Annotated in this window: 10 protein-coding genes and 1 riboswitch; of the genes, 8 read left to right on the top strand and 2 right to left on the bottom strand. The window is 32.8% G+C overall.

Annotated features, from left to right (window positions below; translation table 11 throughout):
- Window positions 1–57: 57 nt before the first annotated feature.
- From V7077_RS13810 to V7077_RS13790, 5 genes are all read left to right on the top strand, one after another.
- Complete coding sequence (locus V7077_RS13810) at window positions 58–978, top strand: SP_1767 family glycosyltransferase (RefSeq protein WP_335502458.1); 921 nt, start codon at window positions 58–60, stop codon at window positions 976–978.
- Window positions 979–1,076: 98 nt separating this feature from the next.
- Window positions 1,077–1,985: a beta-1,6-N-acetylglucosaminyltransferase gene (locus V7077_RS13805; RefSeq protein ID WP_335502456.1), complete on the top strand. Its 909-nt coding sequence runs from the start codon at window positions 1,077–1,079 to the stop codon at window positions 1,983–1,985.
- A 180-nt stretch (window positions 1,986–2,165) separates the two neighbouring features.
- Window positions 2,166–3,944 carry an ABC transporter ATP-binding protein gene (locus V7077_RS13800; protein ID WP_335502454.1) on the top strand — a complete coding sequence of 593 codons (1,779 nt, stop codon included), beginning with the start codon at window positions 2,166–2,168 and terminating at the stop codon, window positions 3,942–3,944.
- Between the two features lie 44 nt (window positions 3,945–3,988).
- Entirely contained in the window at window positions 3,989–4,972 is a 984-nt protein-coding gene (locus V7077_RS13795) for a glycosyltransferase family 2 protein (RefSeq protein ID WP_335502452.1), read from the top strand.
- A gap of 93 nt (window positions 4,973–5,065) precedes the next feature.
- Complete coding sequence (locus V7077_RS13790) at window positions 5,066–6,106, top strand: glycosyltransferase family 2 protein (RefSeq protein WP_335502449.1); 1,041 nt, start codon at window positions 5,066–5,068, stop codon at window positions 6,104–6,106.
- A gap of 1,913 nt (window positions 6,107–8,019) precedes the next feature.
- Here V7077_RS13790 and V7077_RS13785 read toward each other — a convergent pair.
- Window positions 8,020–8,454: a VanZ family protein gene (locus tag V7077_RS13785; protein WP_335502447.1), complete on the bottom strand. Its 435-nt coding sequence runs from the start codon at window positions 8,452–8,454 to the stop codon at window positions 8,020–8,022.
- Between the two features lie 624 nt (window positions 8,455–9,078).
- Window positions 9,079–9,162, top strand: a riboswitch (cyclic di-GMP riboswitch).
- 32 nt (window positions 9,163–9,194) lie between these two features.
- Here V7077_RS13785 and V7077_RS13780 point away from each other — a divergent pair.
- A complete protein-coding gene (locus tag V7077_RS13780; RefSeq protein ID WP_335502445.1) occupies window positions 9,195–9,317 on the top strand; it encodes an anti-repressor SinI family protein in 123 nt (40 codons plus the stop codon).
- A 181-nt stretch (window positions 9,318–9,498) separates the two neighbouring features.
- Here the strand turns inward: V7077_RS13780 and V7077_RS13775 are convergent, their stop codons facing one another.
- Window positions 9,499–10,557 (bottom strand): lactonase family protein, encoded by a 1,059-nt coding sequence (locus tag V7077_RS13775; RefSeq protein ID WP_335502443.1) that lies wholly within the window; start codon window positions 10,555–10,557, stop codon window positions 9,499–9,501.
- Window positions 10,558–10,845: 288 nt separating this feature from the next.
- Here V7077_RS13775 and V7077_RS13770 point away from each other — a divergent pair, with 288 nt between their 5' ends.
- Both V7077_RS13770 and xylB read left to right on the top strand, forming a co-directional pair.
- Complete coding sequence (locus V7077_RS13770; RefSeq protein ID WP_335502441.1) at window positions 10,846–13,296, top strand: alpha-mannosidase; 2,451 nt, start codon at window positions 10,846–10,848, stop codon at window positions 13,294–13,296.
- A complete protein-coding gene (gene xylB, locus V7077_RS13765) occupies window positions 13,293–14,798 on the top strand; it encodes a xylulokinase (RefSeq protein ID WP_335502439.1) in 1,506 nt (501 codons plus the stop codon). Before V7077_RS13770 ends, xylB begins: the two co-directional genes overlap by 4 nt.
- The last annotated feature ends 13 nt before the right edge of the window (window positions 14,799–14,811 follow it).

The following is a 14,811-nucleotide window of genomic DNA, read 5'->3' as shown; positions in this document are numbered from 1 at the left end:
GTATATACTCATTTTATCCTTTCCTAACTCTATATACCTGGAAGAGAGGCTTGTAATGTGATAAGGCAAAAACAAAAACTCGTTACTCTTTGGAATAAAATAATTGATGAAAGAAATATCGCTCTTAATAAATATCAAATTCTAAAAGATAAAATTGTACAATATATATATAGCCCACCTATCATTAAATCAATGGATGAAACTTTGGAGGAAATAATAAAAAAAAAAGCTTCTGTCGGTAGATATGGTGATGGGGAATTTAAACTAATAAAAAATCAAAGTATTACATTTCAAAGAGCAGATTTAACATTATCTAATCGATTAAGAGAAATATTATTGAGCAAAGATGAGAATTTTTTAGTCTGTATACCAAATGTCTTTAAGAATCTATCTATATTAGCAGAAGAGCCTTTATCATATTGGCAGCTTCACATTGCAAAGAATAGATTAGCTTGGTATAAACTTTTAAATAAAGACAAGGTTTATTATAATTCTTTTATTTCAAGGTTTTATTACCCTTTCAAAAATAAGTCGAAATCTGGTATTTGGTTAACCAAACTAAAATTATTATGGGAAGGTAAAAAAGTAGTTATTGTTGAGGGAAAAAAAAGTAGATTAGGTGTTGGTAATGATTTGTTTAATAATACTTTATCTATAGAAAGAATTTTAGTTCCTGAGGAAAATGCATTTTGTCAATATGATAAAATTCTAGATGAAGTAAAGAGGATGAAAAAAAATAAATTAATTTTATTAGCTATAGGTCCCACTGCTACAGTTCTATCATATGATCTCTACAAACTAGGATATCAGGCAATAGATATAGGTCATGTAGATATAGAATACGAATGGTATTTAAAAAAGGCAGATACTAAAATTAGTGTTGAAAATAAATATGTTTGCGAAGCAGGTGCCGGAAAAGGTGTTGGCGATATAGCTGATACTAAATATATAAATGAAATAATATCAAGAATTAGTTAAAACAAAATTATTTTCAGGGAAGATATTTGTACTTTTTAGTATGAATATCTTTTTTTTTGTAATAATTCCAGTGTTTAACTCAAAAGGAGATGTATATTGTGAGTACATATTCTGCTTCACGAACTGCCTATATTTTAACGATTCATAAAAATCCTGTTCAGGTAAATAAGTTTGTTAAACAAGTTGTTTCAGAGGGAAATGCAGATGTCTTTATTCATATTGATAGAAAGAATTATAAAGAATTACATAGTAAGTTAATCCCGCATGCTAATGTCATAATCTTAAAAGAGAGTATAGATGTAAAATGGGGTGATATAACTCTGGTTGATGCTACTAATTTATTAATAAAAGAGGTATTAAAGACTGGAAGAAATTACAATTTTGTGTGCTTAAGGAGCGGTCAAGATCTCTTAGTTAGAAGTGGTTTTAAGGAGTTTCTATTAAATAATCCACAAAAGATATTTATGAATGCTTATTTTGTTGATAAGAAGGATGCTCACGCAGCATTTGCTAATGTCAGTTGGCCACAATCTACACGAAGGCTGTATATAAATCCTTTTCATCCAAATAGACTTTTTAGGAGAGCTATCCAGAGTTTATATGGCCTTGGGATAAATCTGTTTCCTAATCCACATATGTTGCCGCAGGATTTCTGCATTTATAATGGCTCAAATTGGTTTTGTATACCACTTGAGGTTGCTAAATATATAATTAAATTTATAGAAGAAAATAATTGGTATTATAAATCATTTGAAAATAGTTTATGTCCCGATGAATTCTTTTACCAAACCTTAATAATGAACTCGCACTACAAATCAGATGTTGTTGATAATAATCTAATGTACATTAAATTTGGAGAGACATTAAAAAGTAGGAATAACCCTATTACATTAAAAATGGAACATATTGAGACCATTAGAGATTCAAATAAATTTTTTGCAAGAAAATTTGACGAGAAAGAGGATTTAAAAGTAATTGAATACTTCGAAAAATCAGTAAAAATGTAAGTACCATAGCATAAATCAATGTAATTGATTATGTTACTTGGAGTATATTAAGGATTGAGGACTAATTATATTAATTATAATTGACATTGTACAATTTTTATTATATGTTCATTATATAGAACAATTTTGAATGCAAAAAAGAATAAAAATTAACTGTAAGTTTAAAAAGGTGGGGGAAAATTGAAGGATTCAATTGAAAAGTTATCAAAACTTTTAAATAAAAAAGAAAAGGGGAAGTTCGTACTTTTGCTTTTCTTAATGCTGTTAGCTGCCTTACTTGAAACAATGGGTATAGGATTAATAGTTCCTTTTGTTAGTATAGTTACAAATCCGGAACTAATCCATAAACAACAATTCCTCTCTTATATTTATGTTTTATTTAATTTTAAATCAGAAAATGAATTTATATTACTTTCAGTTGGGACACTTCTTTTAGTATTTATTATAAAGAATATTTATTTAGTTTTGTTCAATTACCTCCAAAATAAGATTATCTTAAATCAACAAGTTAAACTTTCTCGCGAATTATTTAAAGCTTATTTGACAAAACCATATAAGTTTCATCTGGAAAGAAATTCTGCAGACTTATATCGAAATGTAACTGGAGAAGTGTCTAAGGTCTATCAAGGGATTATAATGTCTTCATTTCAGTTATTAACAGAAATACTAGTGATTACTTGTATTTTAGGCTTAATATTTACTACTGCTCCAACAGCAACATTAGCAGCATGCATTATCTTAGGCGGGAGTATTATTTTATTTTTCAGGATCTTTAGAAAGAAAATAAACGAGTTAGGTCAAGAGCAACAAATGGTTAGCGCAATGATGATTAAATGGGTTAACCAGGGGTTGGGAGCAAGTAAGGAAATTAAGGTTAATGGAAAGGAAAAATATTTTATTTCTGCTTATACAAAACAAAGTCAAATTAGTATTAATAATAATGTATATATGAGGTTATTAGACATAATTCCTAGATATACAATTGAAACCATCCTTGTTTCCACTGTTCTTATTATGATGCTGATAATTATTCATCAAGGAAAGAATGCAGGAGAACTAGTTTCAACAATGGCACTTTTCGCAATGGCAGCATTTCGTTTAATGCCTTCTATAAGCAGGGTAATAGGTCTAATTACTTCTATTCGTTACAGTAAACCCGGTTTAGATATCGTATATCAGGATCTATTTTTAATTAAAGGAGATTTAGATGATAATAAAGATGTTGACGTCCCATTGTTTGAGCCATTAAATGTCAAAACAAGATACTTTAATGATTCAATAGAATTAAAAGATGTCTCTTTTCGGTATCCTAATCAAAAGGATTGGTCGATAAAAGATATTTCACTGAAGATTCCAATAGGCCAGTCTGTTGCTTTTATTGGAGAATCAGGTGCAGGAAAGACAACAGTTGTAGATATAATACTTGGATTATTCAGCCCGGAAAAAGGAAATATTTTAGTTGACGGGAAGAAATTGATTGAGGAGAAAATTAATTGGCAAAAGAAAATAGGATATATACCTCAGTCGATTTTTTTGTCAGATGATACAATACGTAGTAATGTGGCCTTTGGTATTGATGGGGATTTAATTGATGATAAAGAAGTCTGGAGAGCTTTAGAACAGGCTAAGCTTAAGGAATTTGTTGAAGGATTACCTCAAAAATTGGATACATCTGTAGGCGAAAGAGGAGTTAGACTTTCAGGTGGTCAACGTCAACGAATTGGGATTGCTCGAGCATTGTATCACAATCCAGAAATATTAGTTATGGATGAAGCAACTTCAGCATTGGATAGTGATACAGAAAGACAAATCATGAGTGCGATTGACAGTTTAAAAGGAGATAAAACATTAATCATTATCGCACATAGATTAAGTACAATAGAAAATTGTGATATTGTCTACAAGATAAATAAAGGTAAACTTGTTTCACTTAATAAAAAGTTAGAGAGATCATCTTAATGAATAATTCTTTTAATACTCCATTGTAGAGAGGGTGGTTTGTAATGAAACCAATAATTAGTATAATTGTTCCAGTATATAATGTTGAAAAGTATCTATCTAGATGTATTGATTCTATACTTTGTCAAACATTTAAAGACTTTGAATTAATACTTGTAAATGATGGTTCCAGTGATACTAGTGGATTAATATGCGATAGTTATTCCTCATTAGATCATAGAATCAAGGTGATTCATAAAAATAATGGTGGTGTTTCCTCTGCTAGGAATGTAGGGCTAGGTGTTGCATCTGGAGAATATATTGCATTTGTTGATAGTGATGATTTAGTTCATGAAAGTATGTATGCATTATTACACAATTATGCGAGTAAACATTCCTCTGACATTGTAATCTGTGATTATTTAGAAACGCTTGAAGGGAATCACTATGATTTAAAAAGTTTTATTGATGTTATAAAGGAGCACAGTTATAACAACATTGAGGCTTTAAATGAATTATTTACTGAAAAGAAAATGCAATTTGGAAGCGTAGTATGGAATAAACTATATAAAAAAAGTTTATTTGATAATATTAAATTTGAAGAAGGAAAAATTCATGAAGATGAATTTATAACTCATAAAGTTTTATATCGAAGTTCTAAGGTTGTTTATATTCCAATTAAATTATATTACTATCTTCAGAGGAAAGACGGAATTATGGGTACGGAGTTTAACTTTGATAAGTTGGATGCAGTTGAAGCTTATAAAAGCCGAGCTGATTTTTTTAAACAGGTAAATTTAACGGATCTTCAGAGAAAGGCAGAATACAACTATGTTAATTTATTTTTTAAGTATTATTTTAAGGCGAAAAATACAATTCCTAACTCTGAGTTCAAATTGGTAACAATGAAAAGAGAGTTTCGTAGAAATTTAAAAACATTAAATAAAAATCCTTATTATAACCAGAAAGAAAAAATCTTGTGGAGATTATTTGTTTTAAATTCATTTTTATATGAATTGTACATAAAGACGAAAAGCAACGTGAGTTGAAATATAAAATATATATTAAATCATTAATTAAGCAAAAAAGCTCATTTATAAGCCTTAATCAATTTGAAAGTTTTAAAGGCGAAAGGAATAGGAGTGGAAAGAGAAGTGAATCCAACCATAAGTATAATTGTTCCAATATATAAAGTAGAGCAATATCTTCATAATTGTATTGATTCCATTTTAGCTCAAACTTTTCTTGACTTTGAACTAATTTTAGTAAATGATGGATCCCCCGATGGCTGTGGTAGAATATGTGACGAGTATAAAAAAACGGATAAAAGGGTAAAGGTCATCCATAAAAAGAATGGAGGTGCATATTCAGCATATAATGCAGGTCTCGATGTTGCACAAGGTGAGTATATAGGCATCGTGGACGGTGATGATTATATTGATAGGGACATGTATGAAACATTGTATCGTCTTGCTATTGAACATAATGCGGATGTTGCTGAATGCAGTTTGAATATCGTCTCCGAAAATGGTTTATCACCTAAAGAGAATCATGGGAAAATTGAGAAGGGAAATCATTTATTTGCTCTAAAAAAATTATTAGAATTTCCCTACCTAAATGGTCCTTGTACTAAATTGTATAAAAAAGAATTATTTAATGATTTAAGATATCCGAAAAAGTTATACGAAGACAGCTTTATGGCGTATAAAATATATTATAAGCTTAATAAGTATGTATTTTTGGGTAGGGGTAAGTACAATTATATTAAACGAGAAGATAGTACGATGGGAGAACAAAGAAATTATTCTCTAAATAATCTAGATGGTCTGGAAGTACAAGTAGAACGGTACAATTTTTTAAAGCAGAGAATAAATGAACCAGAAATACTTAACATGGCAGAATATCACTTATTTAATCAAATAATGTTCCATTATGAAATGCTGCAAATATTTAAAGAATTAGATCCTCAAAAGAAAAATCGGGAAATGATTAAAAATATTATTATTCAAAATCAAGAAGCTTTTTTAAATAATATGAAATTGAAAGGTTATCAGAAGATAATATTTGCTTCGCATTTAAATTTAAAGAAGTTTGATAATTATTTTAAACTTTATAGGTTAAATAAAAAGTATCAAAATATAGTTTCAAATTCAAAAACTTCCATAAAAAAACTCTTAACTTAAATTTACTTAACCAACAGGGATAAACAAGATATAATTTTCATTGTGAAATATTTTTTTGACCTTTTTGTTCTTTATAGTGAACAATATGCATTAAAGAGGTGAAAATGAAGATAAACCAAAATTACTCTTAGCCATGTATCTTATGCCACCGGCAACTACAATTTTAGTCAAGACATAGTAGAATCCTGGAAAAGGGATTAGCCCTAAATCAAATCACAACCTTGTGGGGCAGGAACTCACGAAAGGGGACCTTACTGCTCCTTTTATTCTCAAAGGGTATAAAAAATATTAATTTTGATAAGGGAAGCCGGGAGGAACTTCAGAAAAAAAATAATGGGAATATAGAGTGATATCCAGGAGATCGGGATAATATAGAAATTTTCCAATAAGGTGACCTTTCTACTAATACTTTGGAGGAGAGATATGAATCAAAGATACTATGAATTGGATTCTTTCCGGGGACCTTCTGTTACAATTTTTCTTTTTTATACCACTTATTACTAATGATACCAGATGTTCATTTGCAAGAATTAAGATATAGTCCTCTTTTTATATATTCTTTTAAGTTCGAGAATCTGTAATGTTATTTTTTGTATTAAGTAGATTTGTTTTTACGCTACCTTTTTACGGGAATACAAGACAGAATTAGAGAATCCTTAATAAAGAGATCAATAAGAATCTACTCTCCGTTTATGGTATCTATTTTTATTACTGTCTTACTCATAGAAACAGTTTCTAGTATGGGAATATCTCAAATGAACCATAGTTTAATGCTATATAGACTACTAAGCCAACCTAAGACTTGATTTTTAGACATCTTTATAAATTGACGTTTTCCGAATGAGAACATTAATTCTGTGATATGGTCACTAGTTTATGAAATGAGAATCTCAATCATTTTTCCAATAATTATATTGTGCATTTTGAAATTAAGTTTTAAACATAATATGTAATTAGTATAATAATTTCTTTTTTGTTATTTACCACTTACTATCTTTGTTTAAAAATATTCAACTTGGGTTTATTTTTCAAGTTATAATAAATCAAATTTAGTCTTAACAATACACTTTATTTCATTTTTTATGCTGGGAGCAATTACTGCCAGGTATAATGCTCAAGTTGCCAAACGATACGGGAAGAATAGAACGACAGTTAAAATCTTGTTACTGTTAATTGGATTTATGCTATAAGCTTATTCATGTTGATTCTCTAATATAGGACTAGAAAATATTTTTATTATAAATTATTGGATGTCAACTATCACTTCATTAATATTTATTATTACAGGACTAAATTCTCAAAAACTAAAGATTCTTAACATTTAAAGCCAATACTTTTTGCAGGAAGAATATCTTATAGTTTGTATTTAGTTCACATGTTTATTGTCATAGGACATTAAATGTATTTTACGACAAATATTCAGGCAACTTAATTCTAGTTATTTCCTTTTTATTTCATTTTTAGTAGCAATTTTAATGTATTGGTTAATTGAGAAACCTTCAGATTAGGGAAGATACTTACTAAGCCTAGGTATAATATAGAACAGCAAGATGTAATTAGAAAAAATATTACAATATTAAATTTAAGTGTGATTACTCTGTTAGTTTTAACCCCTATTCAAACATGCATATAAAAAGAGATTCACCTCCTATTACGAGAACATATTAATTTTAAGAGGTGGTTTTTGAACGGATTCCTAATATATAAACATGCATGAAAAAGGAGAATTTCCTTAAGTAAAATTTGAAGTTGAAAAAGCACCTCTTTTGTCGGATTGGGGTTACCAATAGTTGCGAAGCACAAGACTCGTAACTAACTGCCATAGGAGATTAAAAAAGAATAAAATAAAAATTGTAAATTACAAAAACTACTTCATTAAAATTTATATTGCTAAACACATTATTTAATTATCTTTATTNNACAGTTAAAATACCCAACGAATCAATTAAAAGATCATAAAACCTTCCATCCCTCCCAAAAAAGAGCTGAAAAAATTCAGTTATAAATGCAAAAACAATTGATAACAAAATTGCATATCTATGTTTTTTAAGAAGGCTAAATAGGAATAAATCCATTATGGCAAACCCTATAAAATGCCCCAGTTTTACTTCAACATAATCGGGATGAAACAATGTGAAATCATAAAAATAGAAAAATGATTTAAAATTAGGATTTGGGACCCATTTGAATCCCAACGATTGTAAATCTAGTAATTGCTCAAGACTCTCAGTCCAGGTATTTAATCCCAAAAACAGTCCCCATGAAATAGTTAGTAATGTTATAAAAACTTTTCGATTTAAAGATTTAGAAGTATTTCTTTTTTTTCTTTCTATTGGTTGATTTGCCATAATTCTTTTCTCCAATCATACTACTTACTCATATTTGATTATAATAGACATGTTGTTGAAAAAATTGTCAATGTTTAGCGATAAAAAAATAAATTTTGCAACCAAAGGCAAAACATCTATCACCCATACAAGTAGCAACATATAAGCAATTTGAAATTTAAAACAACAACTGTATATCAAAGCTAAACATTATGGAAATATTTATATCCTCGAATAACGCATAAAAACCAAAAATCCACTTAGAGAATCCTATGATTCTTTATAATAAACAATTAATGTTCTTTTTAAGGAAATGAAGATTAGAAAGGAAAGAGAATCATCTTATAGCCACTAAAAAAGAAGAAAATTAGATGCACATCATAAAAGACTCCATTTATCTACATGAGGTCAAAATTTAATAAGTATAAAATTCTATAAAAAGTAAACCCATTAGGAAACTAAAATTTATTGAATTAGGTAAAGTAACTTATGAAAAATGTATACTACAATTTCTTATTTATAATAAGTAGTTTACATATAATGGTTCTTGTCGAAACAATGTCGATATTTTTGGAAATATTTAGATTTTGGTGTTAGACAGACTATAGTACTATTAATTTAGATGAAATAATACTTTAATACTATAAATGACAAAGGCAAACCATTCGAAAGAGTGGGACGCAAAGCTACAGGTCTAAGGTTATTAACTAGGACGGCTGAGTTACCTAAAATAGTCATAAAAATTTTGGGAGGGTAAGGGCGTGGCTGTATTAACTGCTGAAGAAACTGATAAAGAATGGTTAGACCTGATAGTTGAAGCGAAAAAATTAGGACTTTCCATAGAAGAAATAAAAGAATTCCTAGAGAAACCTGTTAAACCTTAAAGAAACCATACTTTAAATGTTTCAAAAACAGAGTCATCCTGTTCGTCCATTGCAGCTATACATACATAGTTTTCCAAATTTTTTATCAGAGGGAATAGCATATGATCATAATACTTCAATTAAATTAAAACAGCTTACCAAATTGTTAACCCAATTCGATAAGCTGTTTTTTTATCCAAACTTAATAATTCAAAAACTTCACACAAACCCCATAAGGAACCGTAATATCAGAAGTAATCAACGTCAATCGACCAGAATCCTCATCTCTTGCATACAACACCACATTACCAGACTCCTGATTCGCTGCCACCACAAACTTCCCACTCGGATCAATCTCAAAATCCCGTGGCCAATCTCCTTCAGTCGAAGTATGCTCCACAAACGTAAGCTCACCATTTCCCGGATCCACACTGAATACAGCAATACTGTTATGCCCACGATTGCCCGCATAAACATAACGTCCATTCGCAGAAATATGAATCGCACTGCCTTGATTGTTTTCTTTAAAATCTTCAGGCAGCGTTGAAATATATTGAACCTCACTAAAACGGCCATTTTCAGGATTGTAATTTAACACAATAACCTCAGAACTAAACTCTGTCATGACATAAGCCATGTCCCTATTGGGATGAAAGACAAGATGTCTAGGGCCGCTGCCTGCTTTTAAAGGCAAAAGGTCTACCTTTGTAAGCGTGCCATCGTCAGCGACTGCATATGTAATAACCGCATCAATTCCTAACTCACACACTACTAGATATTTTTCATCAGGTGTTAGTTCTGAATAATGGCTGTGTGGCTTTTCCTGTCTTGGGTCAGGGCCTGAGCCTTCATGCTCTCTAATGGAAGCATAAGGTAACACAGAGCCATCCTCCTGGTTTATGAGATGTGATTGTACAAGCCCGTTATGGTAGTTGGCACCAAACACCATTTGGTTTTTGCTGTCTACACTCACATAACAAGGCGGCGCTCCTGCTAGTACTTGGCTGTTAATAGGTGTGAGGTCCCCAGCTTCACCAATAGAGTAAGCGGCGATACCGCCAGTATCTCCTTCTTTAACAACCGAGTAAAGGTAGCGATTGTCTTTGCTGATTGCTAAATAGGTAGGATTCCCTAGTTCAGCCGCCACTTTAATATTTTCGATTTTTGCTTCATCGGTGTTGAGTGTAAAAGAATAGATTCCTTTACTATCTCCTTTCGTATAAGTTCCAATAAAACCGTGATACTTATTATTATTTGTCATCTTTAAAGCTCCTCTAATAAAGTTAATCATTTTATTTTAACAAAATTTCCATAAATTATTAAACATAGTGTTCTATTTATTAAGAAAATTTACGGGGATAAAAAACACGCTCCTCTTTTATGGTTGATCGACACCTGTTTAACATAAAAGAGAGTTTAGTTTATATCAGACTTAGTCTACTGGATACACAAACCAAACATTAACTGCTATAATAAATCAACTAAGTTATAATAACGCTTTCAATTGTAACTTAGAAGAAATCACATGCTAAAAAAAGGAGGACCAACAATGAAAAACATGTTTATGATTGGCAATGCCCATCTTGATCCAGTTTGGCTATGGCGCTGGCAGGAAGGGTTCCAAGAAGTGAAGGCGACATTTCGCTCTGCACTTGATCGTTTGAAAGAATACGAGAATTTTATTTTCACATCAAGCTCAGCCGCTTATTATGAATGGATTGAAAAAAATGATCCAAAGATGTTTCAAGAAATAAAAGCTAGAATAGAAGAAGGCAGATGGGTCATCTGCGGCGGCTGGTGGATTCAGCCAGATTGCAATATTCCGAGTGGTGAATCGTTTGTCCGTCAAGGACTGATTGGTCAAAACTATTTTAAAGAAAAATTTGGAGTCACGGCAAAGGTTGGCTACAATGTCGATAGTTTTGGACACAATGGCATGCTGCCGCAAATACTAAAAAAATCAGGTATGGATTCCTATGTATTTATGAGACCAGGACCAGAGGAGAAAGGGTTACCTGGCCGATTGTTTTTATGGGAATCCAAGGATGGTTCACGTGTAAAAGCTTTTCGGATCCCATTTGAATATTGTACCTTTGATCATCTCGAAAACCATATCATGCATTGTAAGGGTGAATTTAAGCATTCTTTTAACAACCTAATGTGTTTTTACGGTGTCGGAAATCATGGGGGAGGACCGACAAAGGAAAACATCGAAATCATTGAGAAAATAAATGCATCTATGGAAGATACAAATCTTCTCTTTAGTTCGCCAAATGCCTTTTTCGAACATGTGGAGAGCTTTAAGGATCAGTTTCCAGTTGTTCATGATGATCTGCACCACCATGCCGTAGGCTGCTATTCTGTTCATTCCGAAGTGAAAAAGCTAAATCGCTATTCTGAAAATCTCATCTTAATGGCTGAGAAGTTTTCTTCGATTGCCAGCTGGACAACAGGGCAGCCATATCCTGATGATATGAATCAGGCTTGGAAAGGGATTTTATTTAACCAATTCCATGACATTTTGGCCGGTACAAGTATTGAAGCAGGGTATAATGATGCCCGAGATTTATATGGTGAATCGATTAGTATCGCTTCTAGGAATATGAATTACGCTTTACAATCGATTAGTTGGAATATTGGTATTGAAGAAGAAAAAGATATGAAGCCATTGGTGATCTTCAATCCCCATTCATGGCCTGTGAAGGTGAATGTCGAAATTGAATACGGGCTGTTTGTGAATTATCTTTTGCCAGAGGAGTTTATTATCGAAGATGTAAATGGAAATGAAGTTCCCCATCAAATCATCGACTCGATCGCAAAAATTCCAAATCGAAAAAGAGTCTCATTTTTGGCAGAGCTTCCGCCATTGGGGTATAGCACATACAAGCTTCGTGCCGTGAAGCCAACACAAGAGTTTCCTTCCGTAAAAGTGTCCGATTATGACATGGAAAACGACCGCTTCAAGCTTGTTATTGATAAAGAATCAGGCGGGATTAGCAGCCTGTATGACAAGGAAAAGCAAATTGAAGTATTCAAAAGCGATGCAGCCATTCCCGTCGTAATGAGTGATACATCTGATACATGGGGCCATGGAACGCTTCGTTTTGATGAGATTGCCGGCGTATTCAAGCCGATTCGAATCAGAAAGCTTGAAGAGGGTCCTGTTAAAGGTGTGATTCGAGTAATCTCTAAGTATAAGGCTTCGACCATTGTCCAAGATTTTATTATGTATAAACAATTGAATAAGATAGAAGTCAAAGTGAAAGTAAATTGGCAAGAAAACTATCAAACGTTAAAACTGAAATTTCCTGTAAGCTTTAATCAACGAAACACAACCAGCGAAATCCCTTATGGACATGCTGCACGTGAGGCCAATGGGGATGAAAAGCCAATGCAAAATTGGATTGATGTAACAGGGACGATTAGCAAACAAAGAAAAGAAATTTATGGACTAAGCCTTCTTAATGACAGCAAATATGGTGTCGATGTCAAAGGCAATACGATTAGTTTAACGGTTTTAAGGAGTCCCATTTTCGCACATCATGCGCCATTTATTCCTGATATGGAAGAAGATTATCCAATTATTGATCAGGGCATCCAAACCTTTACGTATCAATTGCTGCCACATCAAGACAGCTGGGAAGAAGCTGAAACGGTTAAACACGCTTTAGAGCTGAATCAACCACTGCAGCTTATTGTGGAAACATACCATAACGGTTCATTATCCCAAGAGGATTCCTTTATTTCGATTGATCAGCCAAATGTGATTCTTTCTGCATTAAAAAAGGCGGAAAATCATGATGATATGATTATTCGACTTTATGAAACCAATCACCAGGAAACGGTGGCAAAAGTGAATTTGAAAAAGTGGGGGAGATCTATGGAGCTGCATTTTGGTCCATCGGAAATTAAAACATTCTGTATTCCAACAAACCCAGAGGAGCCCATTTACGAGACTAATTTAATTGAAAATCTGGAAGAGGCATTGGTAACTGTATGAAGAAATACTTAGGTATTGACTTAGGAACCTCCTCATTAAAAGTGGTAGTTGTTAATCAGCGAGGAGAAATTGTAAATAGTTCAACTATACATTATGATGTTATCATTCGAAACGAAGGCTGGGTAGAACAAAATCCGGATCAATGGTTAAAGGCCTTGAAGGAAGCACTAACAGATCTGAAAAAATTAGATTCACAGATCCTAAAAGAAATCAATGCAATCTCTGTGACGGGGCAAATGCACGGAATTGTTCCTGTCGATGAATTCGGGAATGCACTGCATCATGCAATCATTTGGTCTGATCGCAGAAATGAGCAGGAACTGGCTGCCCTTCAAACAGAATTAACCAATGAAGAGTGGGTAGCGATTACTGGAAATCGTCCGAATATTAGTTTCACTCTTGGTAAAATCTTGTGGTTTAAGAATCATGAACCTGAGCTATATGTAAAAACAGATAAGTTTTTACTACCGAAGGACTATCTTCGCATGCAGCTAACAGGTATAGCTGAAACAGATTACTCTGATGCATCGGCAACACTGTTATTAGACATTCGCACATTAAAATGGTCAGAAAAAATCATGAACCTTTTTCACCTGAAGCGCTCCAAGCTTCCTGAGATCAAGTCTTCGATATCGTTTTCAGGCTCGATCACAAGGATCTCAGCTGAAACGCTTGGACTTAAAGAAGGAACACCGGTGATTTGTGGTTGTGGTGATGCCCAAGCCCAGGCTTTAGGGAACGGAATTATTCATCCAAAGGATTGGTTATGTACAGTTGGGACAAGCGGTCAGTTGTTTGTAAGTACGGACCGGCTAGCAATGGAAAAGAGTGGTAAGCTTCATACGTTGGTTCATGCTGATCCCGGAAAATGGGTTTTGATGGGTGCTACATTGTCGGCTGGAATGTCTTTTAAATGGTTAGCCGAATCCATTTTCGACAGCCAATTGGAAATAAAAGAATTGCTTGCCTTGGCAAGCACGGCGAGTGCGGGTTCGAAAAATTTACTTTTCCTGCCGTATTTATTTGGTGAGCGGTCACCATATATGGATGAAAAAGCAAAGGGGACTTTTATCGGTTTTACTAATGAGCATACAAAGTCTGAAATGTCACGAGCCGTTGTGGAAGGGGTGCTCTTTTCTTTATATCAATCTTTTAAAATTGTAGAAGAAACCATTGGACAAAAGTGTAAGTACCTGTTGTTAACAGGCGGCGGTGCCCAACATGATTTGTGGGTGAAGTCAGCAGCTGATATTTTTAATGTTCCCGTTGTTAGAAATAACAGTCGTGGCGGCGGTGCATATGGAGCAGCTATGTTAGCTGCGGTTGGGGCTGGTGATTTTAACACTCTAAGTCAAGTTGCAGAAAAGTGGGGCTTGTATCAGCATGAGATGGTTTATTATCCAGATTCAGCGTTGCATGAAAAGTACGAAAAGCTTTATCAAGTTTATGTAAGGGCTTATGATTCACTTAAAGAAATCTTTCATGGTTTACATGATTGTTAAGGCAGCAGTGATA

This window comes from Neobacillus vireti (assembly GCF_036962465.1).
Classification (GTDB): Bacteria; Bacillota; Bacilli; order Bacillales; family Cytobacillaceae; genus Neobacillus; species Neobacillus vireti_B.
The sequence above is the reverse complement of the archived record's forward strand: the minus strand, read 5'-3'. Positions and strand labels throughout refer to the sequence as shown.

What these genes read in the sequence shown, in the direction of transcription:
- V7077_RS13795 (WP_335502452.1), top strand. Translation starts at nt 3,989, where the DNA reads ATGAAACCAATAATTAGTATAATTGTTCCAGTATATAATGTTGAAAAG.
- V7077_RS13775 (WP_335502443.1), bottom strand. Translation starts at nt 10,557, where the DNA reads ATGACAAATAATAATAAGTATCACGGTTTTATTGGAACTTATACGAAA.
- V7077_RS13770 (WP_335502441.1), top strand. Translation starts at nt 10,846, where the DNA reads ATGAAAAACATGTTTATGATTGGCAATGCCCATCTTGATCCAGTTTGG.
- xylB (WP_335502439.1), top strand. Translation starts at nt 13,293, where the DNA reads ATGAAGAAATACTTAGGTATTGACTTAGGAACCTCCTCATTAAAAGTG.